15 protein-coding genes are annotated in these 15,460 nt (G+C 43.3%); 8 read left to right on the top strand and 7 right to left on the bottom strand.

The features are described from left to right. The first annotated feature begins 53 nt into the window (after positions 1–53). From COPRO5265_RS04020 to COPRO5265_RS04005, 4 genes are all read left to right on the top strand, one after another. Positions 54–689, top strand: a complete 636-nt coding sequence (locus COPRO5265_RS04020; protein WP_236608182.1) for a hypothetical protein — start codon at positions 54–56, stop codon at positions 687–689. Between the two features lie 99 nt (positions 690–788). Then, a complete protein-coding gene (locus COPRO5265_RS04015) occupies positions 789–1,574 on the top strand; it encodes a dihydrolipoamide acetyltransferase family protein (protein WP_012544694.1) in 786 nt (261 codons plus the stop codon). Between the two features lie 57 nt (positions 1,575–1,631). Further along, on the top strand, positions 1,632–2,624 hold the full coding sequence (locus tag COPRO5265_RS04010; protein WP_012543698.1) for an ATP-NAD kinase family protein: 993 nt from the start codon (positions 1,632–1,634) through the stop codon (positions 2,622–2,624). A 9-nt stretch (positions 2,625–2,633) separates the two neighbouring features. Next, positions 2,634–3,320 (top strand): lipoate--protein ligase family protein, encoded by a 687-nt coding sequence (locus COPRO5265_RS04005; protein ID WP_012544514.1) that lies wholly within the window; start codon positions 2,634–2,636, stop codon positions 3,318–3,320. Between the two features lie 65 nt (positions 3,321–3,385). On the opposite strand, the gene COPRO5265_RS04000 is transcribed toward COPRO5265_RS04005, so the two are convergent. Genes COPRO5265_RS04000 through COPRO5265_RS03990 form a run of 3 tightly spaced genes read right to left on the bottom strand, consistent with a single transcriptional unit; the run spans position 3,386 to position 5,622 of the window. Continuing rightward, positions 3,386–3,613 (bottom strand): lipoyl domain-containing protein, encoded by a 228-nt coding sequence (locus tag COPRO5265_RS04000; RefSeq protein ID WP_012543475.1) that lies wholly within the window; start codon positions 3,611–3,613, stop codon positions 3,386–3,388. 1 nt (position 3,614) lies between these two features. After that, positions 3,615–4,625 (bottom strand): alpha-ketoacid dehydrogenase subunit beta, encoded by a 1,011-nt coding sequence (locus COPRO5265_RS03995; protein ID WP_012544225.1) that lies wholly within the window; start codon positions 4,623–4,625, stop codon positions 3,615–3,617. A gap of 1 nt (position 4,626) precedes the next feature. Continuing rightward, a complete protein-coding gene (locus tag COPRO5265_RS03990; RefSeq protein WP_012543651.1) occupies positions 4,627–5,622 on the bottom strand; it encodes a thiamine pyrophosphate-dependent dehydrogenase E1 component subunit alpha in 996 nt (331 codons plus the stop codon). Positions 5,623–5,802: 180 nt separating this feature from the next. Here COPRO5265_RS03990 and COPRO5265_RS03985 point away from each other — a divergent pair, with 180 nt between their 5' ends. Both COPRO5265_RS03985 and COPRO5265_RS03980 read left to right on the top strand, forming a co-directional pair. Further along, positions 5,803–7,158, top strand: a complete 1,356-nt coding sequence (locus tag COPRO5265_RS03985; RefSeq protein ID WP_012544796.1) for a PTS ascorbate transporter subunit IIC — start codon at positions 5,803–5,805, stop codon at positions 7,156–7,158. A 12-nt stretch (positions 7,159–7,170) separates the two neighbouring features. Then, the gene (locus COPRO5265_RS03980; RefSeq protein WP_012543461.1) at positions 7,171–7,473 is read left to right on the top strand and encodes a PTS sugar transporter subunit IIB; all 303 of its coding nucleotides are present in this window, start codon (positions 7,171–7,173) and stop codon (positions 7,471–7,473) included. 120 nt (positions 7,474–7,593) lie between these two features. On the opposite strand, the gene COPRO5265_RS03975 is transcribed toward COPRO5265_RS03980, so the two are convergent. From COPRO5265_RS03975 to rd, 4 genes are all read right to left on the bottom strand, one after another. Further along, positions 7,594–8,652: a DUF4388 domain-containing protein gene (locus tag COPRO5265_RS03975; RefSeq protein WP_012544562.1), complete on the bottom strand. Its 1,059-nt coding sequence runs from the start codon at positions 8,650–8,652 to the stop codon at positions 7,594–7,596. Between the two features lie 3 nt (positions 8,653–8,655). Continuing rightward, positions 8,656–9,774, bottom strand: coding sequence for a DUF4388 domain-containing protein (locus tag COPRO5265_RS03970; protein ID WP_012544103.1), 1,119 nt, complete (start codon positions 9,772–9,774; stop codon positions 8,656–8,658). 106 nt (positions 9,775–9,880) lie between these two features. Next, complete coding sequence (locus COPRO5265_RS03965; RefSeq protein WP_012543635.1) at positions 9,881–12,361, bottom strand: ATP-dependent Clp protease ATP-binding subunit; 2,481 nt, start codon at positions 12,359–12,361, stop codon at positions 9,881–9,883. A gap of 140 nt (positions 12,362–12,501) precedes the next feature. After that, positions 12,502–12,660: a rubredoxin gene (gene rd, locus COPRO5265_RS03960; protein WP_012544518.1), complete on the bottom strand. Its 159-nt coding sequence runs from the start codon at positions 12,658–12,660 to the stop codon at positions 12,502–12,504. Between the two features lie 137 nt (positions 12,661–12,797). Between rd and COPRO5265_RS03955 the strand changes: the two genes are divergently transcribed. Both COPRO5265_RS03955 and COPRO5265_RS03950 read left to right on the top strand, forming a co-directional pair. Continuing rightward, complete coding sequence (locus COPRO5265_RS03955; RefSeq protein ID WP_012544846.1) at positions 12,798–13,910, top strand: sugar ABC transporter substrate-binding protein; 1,113 nt, start codon at positions 12,798–12,800, stop codon at positions 13,908–13,910. A 23-nt stretch (positions 13,911–13,933) separates the two neighbouring features. Continuing rightward, positions 13,934–15,457 carry a sugar ABC transporter ATP-binding protein gene (locus COPRO5265_RS03950; protein WP_012544331.1) on the top strand — a complete coding sequence of 508 codons (1,524 nt, stop codon included), beginning with the start codon at positions 13,934–13,936 and terminating at the stop codon, positions 15,455–15,457. Positions 15,458–15,460: the final 3 nt, after the last annotated feature.

Here is a 15,460-nt window from a genome sequence, read left to right as displayed (position 1 = left end):
TTTTGAACCTGCACTTTCTTATCGTTTGGTATCGTGTCTACTATAATATGATTATGAACTATTGGCCGTCATTATATGCCTTCGTTAGAAGCAGAAAAGAGAATGAAGATTTAATACTTGCAGACATGTTATTCCTCTTGGAGAACGGTACCTTCTCACTAGAGCATGAGGACAACCAGTTGTGTCTGGTTAGAAAGAGCAATGAGATTATTGGACATCCAGTGTTTGATGTCATCGGTTCATCAGCAAATGTTACTGATTTAGCAGACTTCGCATTTTCTTTGCGTGAAAAATTCTTCCTTTGGGTTATAAAAAGCAGCGAACCTTACATTAGGTGGGATATTGAGAATTTGCTCAACAATTTGAGTTTGTGGATGTGGCTTATAAGTCTTGTGGGCTGGGTGCCCTTTTACTTTTTACATGTGACATCCATTCTCTGGATCTGGTTCTTTCTACCAACTATTGCTTTAGTAATATCAGTAGTTAAGGCTCCTTTAACCGTTGATGGTCAGAGCCTACTCAAGGACGGTAATAAGAACAACGCTATTTCTTTTAAGGTAGCTCGCAATGGTCTTAACGGACTTAAAGGTACCGACGCTGATCTCATACAATTCTCAAAGTTATTCAAAACGCTATATAGAGGTAGATCGGTAAGGCCACAGAAGACAGAGAAAAGGCCAACAATATAATTTTTAACTATTGTATTTTTCTTTCGTTTAAGTGTTATAATATCCATACACTTACAATGGACGGCATCTGAGTTGTCCATAAATTGGGAGGGGTGCTTTGTGGTTGACTTAAAAGCAATAGCAGATCAATACGACATCGATCTAGAGCAGCTTCAGGTTGAGAAGGGAGAGGTAAGCTTAGAAGTGCTTCAAGCGTATATTGTCGAGCACTTTTATCCGAGAATTCAGAAAGAGGAGAAAGTACTAGGTTTTAGAAAAGTTATAGCTGAGCGGCTATCAGAAAGCTATAGGAATGCCGTGCACGTGACAATTAACATGGATATCGATCCTACTAATTTGCTTGTTCTAAAAGAGAAAACACAGGGTAACCCGAGCTTGACTGTAATAATGCTAAAACTAGTTGCTTTTGCACTAAAGGATTGTCCAAATTTAAATGCTACTTTGGAAGACAATGTGATAAAGGTGTATGATTCCGTAAACATCTGTGTAGCAGTGGATGCTCCCTATGGGTTGGTTACACCTGTAATAAGAGATGTTGACAAGAAAAGCGTTGCAGACCTAGTAACGGAATACGAGGATGTGGTTTCACGAGCAAGAGCAGGCCAGCTAAAAGAAAAGGATTTTGTGGGTGGAACATTTACAATAACAAACTTGGGTATGCTGGGAGTGGATTCCTTCACACCAGTAATTAACCCACCGCAGGTGGCTATTCTCGGTATAAACAGAATCAAGGATGTTGTGGTACTTGAAAACAATGAACCACGCTTAGCAAAAAGCATGACACTTTCTTTGAGCGTTGATCACCGAGTTGTAGATGGCGCTCCAGGAGCTCGTTTTCTACAAAAAGTTAAAGAATATTTTGAGAATGCGAGTGCACTTGAGTAGCCAAGATTCGCGAAGAGCGGCATCAGTTCTTAAGGTTGAAAGGAGTTTTTAGCCACTATGAAGAAACACTCTATTGGCATCATTGCCAATCCCCAGTCAGGTAGAGACATAAGGAGACTAGTAGCTCACGCTTCTGTCTTTGATAACGAGGAAAAAGTCAACATTGTGGAGAGGCTTCTAGCCACTTGGAACACGATGGGGCTAAGTTCTGTGCTGTTCATGCCAGATTCCTACAACATTGTTTACAGAGCAGCAGAACGTATTAGAAACTTAAGAGTTAATCTTGAGCAGCTTGACATGAAACCACTTTTTACAGACAAAGATACATTAATGGCGGCTTCACTAATGCAAGGAAACGTGGACGCCATCGTGGTAATAGGCGGAGATGGAACAAACAGAGCAGCGATCAAAGGGCTTAATCCAAAGGATTCCACCCCAATTGTTAGCATATCAACGGGAACCAATAATGTCTTTCCTTCTATGGTCGAAGCAACTATTGCTGCTCTCGCTGCTTGGACTATGACCTCAGAAATAATAGATCAAAAGCAGGTCACCAATCAAGAAAAATTCCTCAAAATTTCATGGGACGGCAATGAGGATATAGCTTTGATAGATATAGCTTTCACGAAGGAACGTTTTGTAGGTTCCAGAGCTGTTTGGGATCCAAAATCCATAAGCGCGGTATTTTGCTCCAGAGCCCGACCTGAGAACGTTGGTTTTTCTTCGCTTTTGGGCTTTCTCTGTCCATCTAACCAGTACGACCCGTACGGTTCTTACGCCATATTAGACTCATCTGGAGAGTCAATATTGTTTCCCATGGCTCCAGGGAAGATTGAACGCGTGCAAGTAGGGGAGTACGGCCATTTCGAAGAAAACAAACCTTTCACTTTCGTTTTGCGTGACGGGACTGTAGCTTTGGATGGTGAAAGAGAAATTGAAGTCTTTCGCCCAACAGAGTTTGCCATAGAGCTTTCCTGCCAAGGCCCTTTGACAGTGAATGTCCCAAAAGCCTTGGAGTTAGGCGTAGAGGAAGGCTTGTTTAAAAACTAACTTTGAGCAATGAACACCCTCAGAATACTAAGAAACGATAGAACTGACCCTTTGGAGAATTTATCTGTTGAGAAAAACCTTTTAGAGCTCGAACTACATGGTGATGTGGTATTGATGCTATGGCAAAACGAATGTTGCGTAGTTGTGGGCAGATTCCAGAATCCCGATTATGAAGTTAACCTGGACTACGTGCATGCAAGAAAAATACCGGTTATTCGCAGGTTTACCGGCGGTGGAACGGTGTACCAAGACTTAGGGAATCTTAACATCACCTTATGTAAGGAGAAAGACAACATTGTTTTTTCTCATTACGTCCTGGACGAAGCAAAAGCCATAGCTAACATATTGGCAGAAACAGTTAGGAAACTGACTAAAGCTCCCGTGGTGGTTGACGACCGTGCCAGCATTTTCATAGAAGGTAGAAAAATATCAGGCTCTAGCACAGCGATTACGGCACATAAGTTTTTCTATCACTCGACATTGCTTGTGAATTCTGATTTGCAGGCGCTTAAAGAGTGCCTGAGATGGGAAGAGACATATCCCGAGGATCAACACGATTTCGTCAAAAGCAAAAGATCTCAAGTAGCGAATTTGTCAGAATATGCACCGAACGTCACATTAAACATGGTCAAAGAAGCAATCATTTGTGAGTTCGTTCATACTTTAGCACCAAAGGACGTCATGTTCCTAGGTTAGCAGGAGAGGGGACTTTGGTGTATTGAAGGTCCCGTCTCCTGCTTTGCTTTGTTTCCTGTAGGGTGCTATTCTATGTATCCGATGATTTCTCCTTCGCGGACTTCCTCGTTTGGATTCTTAACGATTTTCAATTTTCCCGATAGAGGAGCCTGTATGTGCAGCGTGGTTTTTTCAATCATAACCTCGGCTATTTCTTCACCCTCTTTTACTTCATCACCATCATTCTTATACCACCTAACTACGTAACCTACTTTGCCTTCGGTACTAATGACAGGTACTTTTATTTCCACCATATTAACTCTCCTCACACATTTCTTTTACAAGTTTGACAATCTTGTCTTTAGATGGCAACACGAACTTTTCCAGAGGTCTGCTGTAGGGTAGTGGCACATCAGGTACAGCTATTCTTCTTGGAGGCACTTTAAGGCTAGCTAAACCACTTTCAGCTACCACCGCGATTATTTCTCCAGTTAATCCATAGCTTAGATAATCCTCATCTACAACTAGGAGCCTGCCAGTTTTTGCAACGGAGTTCAGAATGGTTTGCTTGTCAAGGGGCACAAGTGTTCGAAGATCAATAATTTCAACGCTTATTCCTTCTTTGTCCAGTTCCTGTGCAGCCCACAGTGCTTCATATACCATCCTAGACGCGGTAACTATGGTAATGTCGCCACCTTCACGGACGATCTTAGCTTGCCCAAAGGGAATAGTATAAGGTTCTTCTGGAACTTCTACAGCTGCCTCCTCAGGTGAAGGCATCCAACCGAGCCCTTGGAGTCCTTTGTGGAAGAAATACATGACTGGGTTATCGTCCCTTATAGCTGATATCATAAGACCTTTTGCATCATAAGAGTTGGACGGAACAACCACCTTTAGTCCGGGTACATGTGCAAAAATACCATACAAGGTTTGAGAATGTTGTGCAGCATCGCTATATCCAGCTCCTATGGCAGTCATAATTACCACTGGAACCTTTACATTTCCATTGGACATGTAGGTGACTTTGGCGATGTGGTTGTATATTTGATCCATAGCGACACCAAAGAAGTCCACAAACATAAGCTCTACAACTGGCCTCATTCCCTTTGAAGCAGCACCTAAAGCTCCTCCTATGAAGGCAGATTCACTTATAGGCGTATCCTTTACTCGGTCGGGGCCGAACTTATCAAGAAGTCCGGTGGTGGCTCCGAATATGCCACCATATGCTCCAATGTCTTCACCCATAACAAATACTGAGCTGTCGCGCTCCATTTCCTGCGCAATTGCTTCCGCTATAGCCATGTACATGGGTAGCTTTCTTGCCATTCTACTCACCCCCTATGAAAACATTTTCAAGAGCTTCATGCTCCTCGGGGTACTCGCTTTGTCTCGCGTACTCGATAATTTCATCTATCTCAGCCATTATAGCTTTTTGCAGATTCTGCAGTTCTTCTTCACTAACTAAATTTCTATCAAGTAATTGTTTTTCCAAATACTTCACCGGGTCATTATTCATGGCTTTTTCTAAGTCTTCTTTTGATCTGTAAATCTGTGCGTCACCTTCAAAGTGTCCCCTTAGCCTATAAACTTTTATTTCAATGAGACTGGGCCCTTCGCCATTTCTAGCCCTGTCGACTGCTTCCTTGGCTACCTCGTACACAGCAACGACGTCTTTACCATCCACATACACCCCAGGAATGCCATACGCTTTAGCTCTTTCACTGTTTCTTGAAAGGGACGTAGATTTATCCTTTGGTACTGATATAGCCCAAGAGTTGTCTTCGATTACGAAGATCACAGGTAGCTTCCAGAGCGCTGCTAAGTTTAGGGATTCATGGAACGTACCTTGATTTGCAGCACCTTCTCCACCAACTGCCACAGCAATATAGTCAGCTCCTTGCTGTTTGGCAGCAATGCCTACACCTACCGCTTGAGGAAAACTTGCGCCCACAATACCGCTACAGCTAAAATTCACCTTTGGGTCAAACAGGTGCATATGTCCACCTTTGCCAGCAGACAGCCCCGTGCGTTTTCCAAAGATTTCGGCGGTCATGGCTCTAAGATCCACGCCTTTTGCAATGGCGAAGTGGTGGATACGGTGGGTCCCTACCACTGCATCTTCCGGCTTCAAATGAGCACAGACACCCACAGCGGAGGATTCTTGACCGCTAGAAAGGTGCAACTCACCTGGAATGGGTCCTGCAGAAATGTCGAAAATGGGGGATTTGCCTTCGTAGTAAATCTTACCCAGTGTTTCTTCGTAGTACCGAATCTTATACATGGTTCTGTACAAAGATAATAGTACCTGCTCAGAAATCTCCATGATTCAGTATCACCTCCTATGGAAAATGATAGCACAAAGTTGAAGAAAGCAGGCATAATTATCTTTGCACAATAGAAACAGTCAAAATACGGAAAACTGTCACTTAAGGAAAGATAAGCTTCAGTGTATAATGTTCTTAACCAGTTCTTGCTGGAATAGATATGAGGAGGAGGTCAGTTAATGTCTGTTTTAAACTTTATTGTCAACGAGATTCTCAGCAAACCTGCATTATTAGTAGGTTTGATGTCCTTTGTCGGGCTTGTGGCTTTGAGAAAATCCTTTAGTGATGTACTTAGTGGCACGGTAAAGACCATTTTGGGTTTTCTCATTCTGTCTGCTGGAGCCAGCGTGGTCATTTCCACATTGGGCCCATTGGAAGTTATGGTAAAGGAGGCGTTCAACCTTCACGGTGTAATTCCCACAAACGAAGCAATTGTAGCGCTTGCACTTAAGGACTTTGCCACAGAAGTGGCTGCCATAATGGCACTTGGTTTCGTTGTGAACCTTATATTTGCTTTGATTACGCCTGCTAAATTTGTTTTCTTAACAGGGCATCATTTGCTTTACATGGCTACAGTTTTAGCTGTGGTTATTGGCAGCGCAGGTATAAAAGGGGCAAATTTGATCATCTTGGGAGCCATTCTTCAAGGTACCATAGCCACCGTTATGCCAGCTCTGTTGCATCCGTTTACTAAGAAACTCACTAATGATGCTGGTTTTGCTTTAGGTCACTACAACTCACTAGGATATCTAGTTTCCGCACTCATAGGCGGCTTAGTGGGGAAGGGGAGTCGGTCCACAGAAGACATAAAGGTGCCAGAGAACCTCTCTTTCTTAAAGGAACCCTTGGTTATTACTAGCGTGGTCATGATAATAATTTACGTATTTCTTGCGTTAATGGCGGGACCAGCCGTACTTGAGGAGTTCGCCGAGGGTGGAAATTACATTATGTATGCAATTATGCAAGGCCTAACATTTGGAGCTGCCATAGGTATCATTATCTATGGTGTAAGGATGATACTCGCTGAATTGGTACCAGCTTTCCAAGGTATTGCTCAGAGTTTAATTCCAAACGCGGTACCTGCACTTGACTGTCCCACGGTATTTCCTTATGCTCCGAATGCTGTAGTTATTGGGTTCATATTCAGTGTCATAGGTGGAATTGTGGGTATGTTTTTGGTGGGCCCCTTGGGACTAGCATTGATTATCCCAGGCATGATTCCACACTTTTTTGACGGTGGTACAGCAGGGGTTTATGGCAACTCTACAGGAGGACTAACAGGTGCTGTTGTGGGATCTTTCGTGAACGGGCTTTTGATAACGTTCTTACCAGCCTTGCTGCTGTCATTCATGGGTAACCTTGGGTTAGCCAATACAACCTTTGGAGATAGTGATTTTTGCTGGGCTGGTATTCTAGGCGGAAGCATATCAAGATTAGGCACTACCGGGGCTTACTTAGGTATAATCTTAGTAAGCGTGGTACTTCTGGCTATTGCTAGTATTGTTTCTGTCCGCGCGAGGAAATCAGTAGCATAGGAGGAATTCTTAATGTCTTTAAACCAAGGTAAGAAACTATCAATACTGGCTGTATGTGGTATGGGTTTGGGTTCTGGTGTTGTTCTAAAAATGACAATTGAAAAGGTCTTAAAGGAACTTGGTATCAGCGCCATTGTTAATGTTTCAGACGTAAGCAGTGCCAAATCTCAAAGTGCGGACATTGTAGTGACTTCACCCGAATTTGCAAGTTCTTTTTCTAGCTCAAAAGAAAAACTTGTTCTCATAAAGAACTACGTTGACGCTAATGAAATGAAAGAAAAGCTTCAGCAGGCGCTCGAAGAGCTTCAGAAATAAGAGAGCGAAAAACTAGCGGCAAAGAGGGCTTGGAGCTCAAAGCGGGACTCCAGGCCCTCTTTTTTGAAACATAATGCACATTATCGGAAGCGATAAATGAACGAAAAATACGCATGATGGTTAACCAATTTCCTCAAATAGTGGCTTTACCCTCACGGCTGAGCCACTCCACACTTTCAGTCTGAAAAGCGCCGCAGTGCTTATAGCAGTTTCCTCTACAGCACTATGGACATATATCTTCATTATCAAGGGGTCAGTGTGCTCGTCCTTCAAATTGCTAACCATACAGCGGCCAAAACTTCGACCACATCGTGCTACAAGATCTTGAAACAGTGCTTCGTTAATTACTATAGTTTCGTCATCAATCTCGGGGTTATCTAGGAAGTCGCTTATAATAGGAAGCATCGTAACCTTTAGTTCGAAATCCTCTACTAGCTGAGCGCTGTGGTGCCGGTCCTCTACTATACCTTCTTTAATGTTAGATTCAGCCTGAAAAGTCTGGGTATCAGTAAATTCCACATTGTTTTCTAATACATCACAACTCATGGCATCAACATCTGCATCTAGCGTAGCTACTGACGAATCGATTTGCGAAGATTGGTTAGCAATTTCCTGCGTAAACGCCTGCTCATCTTCAGTTTGCTTAAAAGTATTCACCGACAATAGGCCTAGTCTAAGGAAGTTCGAGACCGTTTCAACAACTATGTATTCAGCAGTGCCAGAATCTACAGCAGCTTCTTTAAGAGTTAGTCCCTTTAACAGTGAAATGAGGACACTCCATTCTTTTTGACCCACGCGTATCGTCTCATCCTTTTCTATCGCAAGGGTGGCGCCAACTGTGTTATCTAGATTATCGATCAAAGAACGAGCCTCCGCGTAAACTTCTTGTTCAGAAGCGAATTCACTTAGCAGCTGGTCAAAAGACGCATCCAAATTGCTTCTAATCTTAGCCTGAGTTACTATGGGAGTTATTTCTACTTCACCATCTTCAACAAACATTGACGCCAAAAAGGCTTCCCTACCCTTTAGACCTCTGTAGACAGCAAAAACAGGCTCTCCCGCTTCGAAAATTATCCTCACAAATGGATCTTCCATTTTTAGAGCAACAACTTTGTCTTTGGCTCTTCTCGCTAATCCCATGAGTTCAGCCATACTAAACTCGGAAAGAGATGCCTTCATACTTTATTCCTCTTTACTGTTTGAAGAATTTGTTGTTAGTGGCAAGACCTTCACAGTTTGGCCGTTTCTTGCTCCTAGCTTTAAAAAAGCACCTACTGTCAATGCAGCTGACAGAACTTGTTTAGTTGGGACTAATCTAACCAAGAGAGGTTCTATGTCTTCTTTCTCGGGGTTTAATATGTAAGCCTGAGTTGAGTTCTCACCTACTGACTGTTGAATCATCTGAAACAGGTCGGCATTTAAAGCCAAACAACCGTCATCAATGGTATCACTAGTTCCTAGGCTGGCCCCGAATGGAAGTACAGTCACTGTGACTTCAATACCATTTGAGTCAGGTAATTTCGTATGGAGCGTGGCTTTTTTGTTCTCAGGTGTTTTTATAGGCACACCTTTAGGATTATTTGCAGATTCTGATTTAACATTCTCCTCTGCGAAATCAATCTCCTTAAGTCTCCCATGGGGTTGGCCAACTAGGAGAGTTGTCCCCAACCCCTCCTTTACCTGATGTATTGGCTTTTTAACTTCACTAAGTCGCTGGCTTCCTAAGGATCTTTTTTCAACTAAGACAGATTCAACAACAGGTTCATGACTCCCTTCAGACATTGTTATAGCGCCCACATTCACTAAATCTAGTGCAGCCTTGGCTAAGTCGTACTCTGAAACCCGAAGAACATCAGCAAGATAGTAAACAGTTAAACCTTTGAACGCGCCAACTATGATCCCCCAGTGTAACGCATTTATGCACAATTCCTCTACTTTAAGCTGTCTGCAGACCTTAGGGACAACTTTCAAAGACCCAAGCTGTGCCATCATGGATCTGAATTCTTCCACTCTTTTTGAACCTTCTTGAAGCAACTCGTCGTAAACATAGGTAATATTTGGCCTGATCCTTATGTCTAGGGCCAAATGTGTTATTTCCACAACACCCTCATCAAGTAACAAAGCGGAAAGAAACGCCTCTTCTCCTAAGAGCTTTCGGTAGGATGCGTAGATAACATGACCGTCGCCGTACACCATGAAAAGATGTGGATCTGTCATTCTTAGAGTAACCAAGTCACCTCTGGATTTTTCAGCAATACCAAGAATTTCAGCCATAGAAAACTCTTTTAAATCTACAAGCATCTTCCCACCTCTTTTGTTCATAATACCACATAGTTATTAAAAAAGAATTTCCCAGCCTGAACCGCGTTCAAGTCTTTATTACGCTGGTCCAAGCTGGGAAAAAAGCTTAGCTACTAATTTTCTGAACGGTGAAACTTCCCTCTTTGAAATCCACCTTTATGTGGTCACCTGGCGCAACTTCTCCTAGAACCATTTTTTCGGCTATTCTGTTCTCAATTTCTTTCTGTATTGCTCTCCGAAGAGGCCTAGCTCCAAGTTCTGGATCAAACCCTACCTTAGCAAGGTTTTCTATGGCGGCATCAGTAAATTCCACGTATATCTGTTGCTGTGAAAGGCGCTGAGCCACATATGAGAGCTGCAACTTAGCGATCTCCTTTATTTCATCCATAGTAAGCGGCTTGAAGAACACGATGTCATCTACCCTGTTTAGGAATTCTGGTCTGAAGTAACTCTTGAGCAGATCCATAACTTCTTTTTCAGCTTCCTCAAAAGGCCTACCCTCTTGAGCAGCATTCATTAGAATGTGACTTCCTAAGTTGCTAGTCATAATGATGATGGTGTTCTTAAAGTCTACGATACGGCCCTTCGCGTCGGTGAGCCGTCCATCATCTAACACTTGCAGCAACAAATTGTGAATATCGGGGTGAGCCTTCTCGATTTCGTCGAATAAGATGACACTGTAAGGACGCCTGCGAACTGCTTCGGTGAGTTGCCCTCCCTCTTCATATCCCACGTAACCAGGCGGAGAACCTATGAGTCTGCTTACGGTGTGCTTCTCCATGTATTCAGACATGTCAAAGCGTACTAGCGCCGACTCATCGCCAAAAAGTACTTCAGCTAAAGCTTTGGCCAGTTCTGTCTTACCAACGCCCGTCGGACCCAAGAATATGAAACTGCCAATGGGTCTCTTTGGATCCTTCAAGCCCGTCCTAGCGCGCCTAATTGCCTGAGCTACAGCAGAAATGGCTTCATCTTGGCCCACTACCCTACGATGAAGAATTTCTTCCAGTTTAGCTAGTTTTTCCTTTTCGCTTTCCTCTAGCTGGGTTACAGGAATTCCTGTCCACGCTGACACAACCTCTGCTACTTCTTGGTCTGTCACTGTAAGATCATTAGAGGAAGCGTGCCTTACCTTCTTTTCAAACTCTTCTCTTTCCTCTTTGAGCTTGGCTATTTCGTCTCGAAGTTGTGCAGCTTTTTCAAATTCATTAGCATCTACAGCTGACCTCAGTTGCTTCTGCAATTCATCAATCTTTTGATCCAATTCTTTAAGTTCTTTGGGAACACTTGAAGCTCTTAACCGTACTTTTGCGCATGCTTCGTCTAGTAAATCAATAGCCTTGTCAGGTAGATGGCGGTCTGAGATGTAGCGATCAGACAAATAAACTGCAGCCTTTATCGCGTTGTCGGTGATCTTTACTTTATGGTGCGCCTCAAGCTTGTCTTTTAGAACTTTTAGTATGGCAATGGTATCTTCTAACGATGGCTCTGGTACATACACGGGTTGGAAACGTCTTTCAAAAGCTGGGTCCTTTTCAATGTACTTTCTATATTCATCTATGGTTGTTGCACCTATGACATGTAGGTCGCCGCGAGCCAAAGCAGGTTTTAGCATATTCGACGCATCTACTGCGCCTTCTGCACCGCCAGCGCCAATTATGGTGTGAATTTCATCTATGAACAGTATGATTTTGTCCTTTTGCTTGATTACCTCATCAAGTATTTTCTGCATTCTTTCCTCGAATTCGCCACGGTACTTAGTACCAGCCACCAGAGAACCGATATCCAATTGGATTACTCTTTTACCTTTTAAAGCATCAGGTACATCCCCAGAGGCAATTCTCTGGGCAATGCCTTCTACAATGGCCGTTTTACCAACACCAGCATCACCTATTAGAATGGGATTATTCTTAGTACGACGGGAAAGAATTTCCAGAACCCTTTGTATTTCGGAGTCTCGACCTACTATAGGATCTAGTTTCCCTTGTCTAGCTAGCTCTGTAAGATCTCTTCCGAACTTTTCTAGTTCCGTGGTCGCTGTCTGTGTTCCTCTTTGGTAAGGTGAAGCACCTGCAGAAGGACGTGTGCGACTTTCCTCCTCGATAATATCCATTAAATTGTTCAGCTTCAGGTTGTTTCTTTCTAAGATGCTTGCGGCATATCCTCCATCTTCTAGAATGGCAAACAAGAGCTGTTCCGGAGTAGCCTCACCACGGAATGTGTTTCGTGCCATATCTGCTGCTCTTTCTAGGACCGACTTAAGCTGCGGCGAAACTGTTACCTCGCTAACTGCCTCACCCTTTGGGGTTAGGCTTTCTTCTAGCTCTTCTTTTATCTTTTCGACATTAACGCCGTGTTCCACAAGTACATTTGCCAAAGGCTCGTATTGGAGTAAAGCATAGGCCAAATGCTCAGGCGTAAGTTCATCATAACCAGCAGCCCCTGCTAGGTTTGCTGCATTCTGCAAGATGGACAAAGAAGAAGATGATAGATAATCTGTTATATCTCTTTTTCTCCTTTCAAAAAACTCTGGAAACAAATCTGAAAACTCGTTTCCGAAAAACTGTTGGAATATATCATCAAACATATTTTCGTTTGCACCTCCTTTAAATTGAATAGGTTGACTTTTTTAAGGCCTACTAATATATACCCAATATGCGCTCTTAATATGCAAAGAGGCGAGCAGATGCTCGCCTCTTTTACCTCAAATTAAACTTGATCTACAAACTACTCTGCAGGTTCGAACATGTCTTTGGATGCACCACAAACTGGGCAAACCCAGTCTTCTGGTAGCTCTTCAAAGGGGGTTCCTGGTGCTACACCATTGTCTGGATCGCCAACCTCTGGATCATAAATAAAACCGCAAACTTGGCAAACGTACTTCATATTCTTCCACCTCCTATGAAGATTATACCGAATTTGTTTTTAACGTTGCACATAGTGAATTTTTAACCTGGTTTTAACGGCAATTTTGCCTAGCCGTGACCTACAATGTATTTAGTTTAATATTGGGAGGTGTGTATATGAAACGGTTCAAAGGGACAGCGTTAGTCCTCGTAGCGTTACTGCTGGTAGTTAGCATCCTCGCTGGGTGTGCTCCTAAGCAGGCAGCAAAGCAAAAGGTCATCGGTATTGTGCTACCCACTAAAGACGAACCACGTTGGATTCAGGATGAAACAAGGTTTAATGATGCACTAAAGGACACAGACTACAGTGCTGAAATCATGTTCAGTCAGGGCGATCCTGCACGTGAGAAGCAGAATGTGGAGACCTTAATCGGACAAGGCATAAAAGTGTTAATTCTTTGTGCTCACGATGCTGTTGCAGCAGCAGCATCTGCCGAAGCAGCACGAGACGCTGGTGTCAAAGTGATTTCTTACGACAGGCTCATTCTTGACACTGATGCTGTTGATTACTATGTAACGTTCGACAGTGTTGAGGTTGGTCGCAAACAGGGACAATATCTCGTAGACCACGCGTCGGGACAGAATAACCCATTGTACCTGTATGCTGGTGCTCTATCTGATAACAACTCATTCTTGTTCTTCCAGGGGGCTTGGGAAGTTCTGCAGCCGAAGATAGCTGACGGCACATTCGTGATTGCCAACTCCACTAAGGCTGAGGCTTTAAAAGACAAGAATAGCCTCACTAGAGACGAAATAGCTGATATTATTGGTCAAATAACTACTAACTGGGACTTCAATACTGCTAAGAACCTTGCTCAGGCGAACTTGTCATCAGCTCCAAAGACCCTTAAAGGTAATGTCTTCATACTTGCCCCTAACGACGGAACTGCAAGATCTATTGCTGACACGTTTGCCGCAGATCCAGACATCACATCCTATGTGATTACCGGTCAGGATGCTGAGAAGCCATCAGTGCAGTACATTATCGATGGAAAGCAATCCATGACAGTATTTAAGGACGTACGCGTTTTGGTAAGAGATGCAATTAACGCTGCCATAACTTATCTTGAAGGCGGAGAGCCTGAAGCTACTACCACATACAACAATGGCGTTAAAGATGTTCCTTCTAAGCCTTCTGAAGTTCAAGTAGTTGACAAGAGCAATGTTAGAGAAATTCTAATAGATTCTGGGTACTACAGTGAAAGTGATTTCACTTGGCCCACTGAGTAGCAAAGAGAAATAGGTGAGATAAGATGGACACCCCACTCATAGAGCTTAGAAACATAAGCAAGTCATTTGGCGAAGTCCAAGTTCTTTTTGATGTCAATATGAAAGTCAAGGAAGGCGAAATTCACTGCCTAGTCGGTGAAAACGGCGCAGGAAAGAGCACTCTGATGAAGATCCTGAGTGGGGTGTACCCTTATGGACAGTACAGCGGAGAAATACTCATTGAGGGGCACCCCGTCCAGTTTCACTCAATAAGAGACAGTGAAAAAGCTGGAATCTCCATAATATATCAAGAACTCTCCTTGGTTCCCGAAATGATGGTTTATGAAAACATTTTCTTGAGCAACGAAATCAGAAAAGGGCTGGTTGTAGATACGGAAAAGGAAATCGACGAAGCAGGAAGGTTGCTAAAAATGGTTAAGGCCGACTACATCAGTCCCACGGCAAAAGTGAAAAACCTCAGTGTAAGTATGCAGCAGTTAGTTGAGATAGCCAAGGCCTTAAGTAGTAAACCAAAAGCTCTCATATTGGACGAACCGACTTCTGCTTTGAGTGAACTAGAAAGTGAAAACCTACTTAACCTACTCAAAGAACTAAAAGCGAGAGGCATGACCATAATACTTATAAGTCACCGTCTAAAAGAAGTGCTGCAAGTAGCTGATTCCATTACTGTGCTCCGCGATGGGCGCTCTGTGGCATATTTTGACCGACGTGAGCAGGAAGTGGATGAAGCGACCATAATAAAATACATGGTGGGACGCGAGATCGCGAATCTCTACCCACCCAAAATAGCAGAGCCAACCGATGAAGTTGTTTTTGAATTAAAGAACTGGACCGTGATAAATCCGAGTACCGGACGTTACCTAGCTAAAGACGTAAACCTAAAAATCCACAGAGGCGAAATTGTTGGGCTTTTTGGGTTAATAGGAGCCGGTCGCACAGAGCTCGGACTGAGCATTTTTGGGAATCCTTACGGCTACACTGTGCAAGGTGAAATGTTCGTTGAAGGTAAGCAGGTGAACCCAAGATCACCCGCTGAAGCTATAAAAAACGGTATTTTTTACTTAACTGAAGACCGAAAAGAAAGAGGCCTAATCCTCATAGAAACCATAAGGAAGAACATTGCACTGGCAAATTTGGAAGCTGTTTCTCGAGGTCTGATAGTGGATGATGAAAAAGAAATTCAAGTAGCTAATAATTTTGTTAAACGACTGAGCATAAAAGCTCCCAATGTGGAGGCGAAGATCTCTACCCTAAGTGGAGGAACGCAACAAAAAGTGCTAGTAGCGAAGGGACTATTTACTGAGCCGAAGGTGCTTATTTTGGATGAGCCCACACGAGGTATTGACGTTGGCGCAAAGTTTGAGATCTACACCCTTATGAGAGAACTGGCAAAGGAAGGAAAGGCGATCTTACTTATTTCCTCTGAACTGCCGGAGATACTCGGAATGAGCGATAGGATCTACGTTATGGGTCGTGGTCGTATTACTGGAGAACTCTCAGCTGACCAAGCTGATCAGGAAACTGTGATGAAATATGCCATCGACTAAGAG

Origin of the sequence: Coprothermobacter proteolyticus DSM 5265, assembly GCF_000020945.1 — a bacterium.
GTDB lineage: Bacteria > Coprothermobacterota > Coprothermobacteria > Coprothermobacterales > Coprothermobacteraceae > Coprothermobacter > Coprothermobacter proteolyticus.
Note: the sequence above shows the minus strand (reverse complement) of the source record. Positions and strands in the feature narration are given on the sequence as shown.

Bases quoted from the DNA above. Each gene is read 5' to 3' on its own strand.
- COPRO5265_RS03995 (WP_012544225.1), bottom strand. From the start codon at position 4,625: ATGGCAAGAAAGCTACCCATGTACATGGCTATAGCGGAAGCAATTGCG.
- COPRO5265_RS04005 (WP_012544514.1), top strand. From the start codon at position 2,634: ATGAACACCCTCAGAATACTAAGAAACGATAGAACTGACCCTTTGGAG.
- COPRO5265_RS04000 (WP_012543475.1), bottom strand. From the start codon at position 3,613: ATGGTGGAAATAAAAGTACCTGTCATTAGTACCGAAGGCAAAGTAGGT.
- COPRO5265_RS03955 (WP_012544846.1), top strand. From the start codon at position 12,798: ATGAAACGGTTCAAAGGGACAGCGTTAGTCCTCGTAGCGTTACTGCTG.
- COPRO5265_RS03970 (WP_012544103.1), bottom strand. From the start codon at position 9,774: ATGCTTGTAGATTTAAAAGAGTTTTCTATGGCTGAAATTCTTGGTATT.
- COPRO5265_RS03985 (WP_012544796.1), top strand. From the start codon at position 5,803: ATGTCTGTTTTAAACTTTATTGTCAACGAGATTCTCAGCAAACCTGCA.
- COPRO5265_RS03975 (WP_012544562.1), bottom strand. From the start codon at position 8,652: ATGAAGGCATCTCTTTCCGAGTTTAGTATGGCTGAACTCATGGGATTA.
- COPRO5265_RS03990 (WP_012543651.1), bottom strand. From the start codon at position 5,622: ATGGAGATTTCTGAGCAGGTACTATTATCTTTGTACAGAACCATGTAT.
- COPRO5265_RS03965 (WP_012543635.1), bottom strand. From the start codon at position 12,361: ATGTTTGATGATATATTCCAACAGTTTTTCGGAAACGAGTTTTCAGAT.
- COPRO5265_RS04010 (WP_012543698.1), top strand. From the start codon at position 1,632: ATGAAGAAACACTCTATTGGCATCATTGCCAATCCCCAGTCAGGTAGA.
- COPRO5265_RS03950 (WP_012544331.1), top strand. From the start codon at position 13,934: ATGGACACCCCACTCATAGAGCTTAGAAACATAAGCAAGTCATTTGGC.
- COPRO5265_RS04020 (WP_236608182.1), top strand. From the start codon at position 54: ATGAACTATTGGCCGTCATTATATGCCTTCGTTAGAAGCAGAAAAGAG.
- COPRO5265_RS03980 (WP_012543461.1), top strand. From the start codon at position 7,171: ATGTCTTTAAACCAAGGTAAGAAACTATCAATACTGGCTGTATGTGGT.
- rd (WP_012544518.1), bottom strand. From the start codon at position 12,660: ATGAAGTACGTTTGCCAAGTTTGCGGTTTTATTTATGATCCAGAGGTT.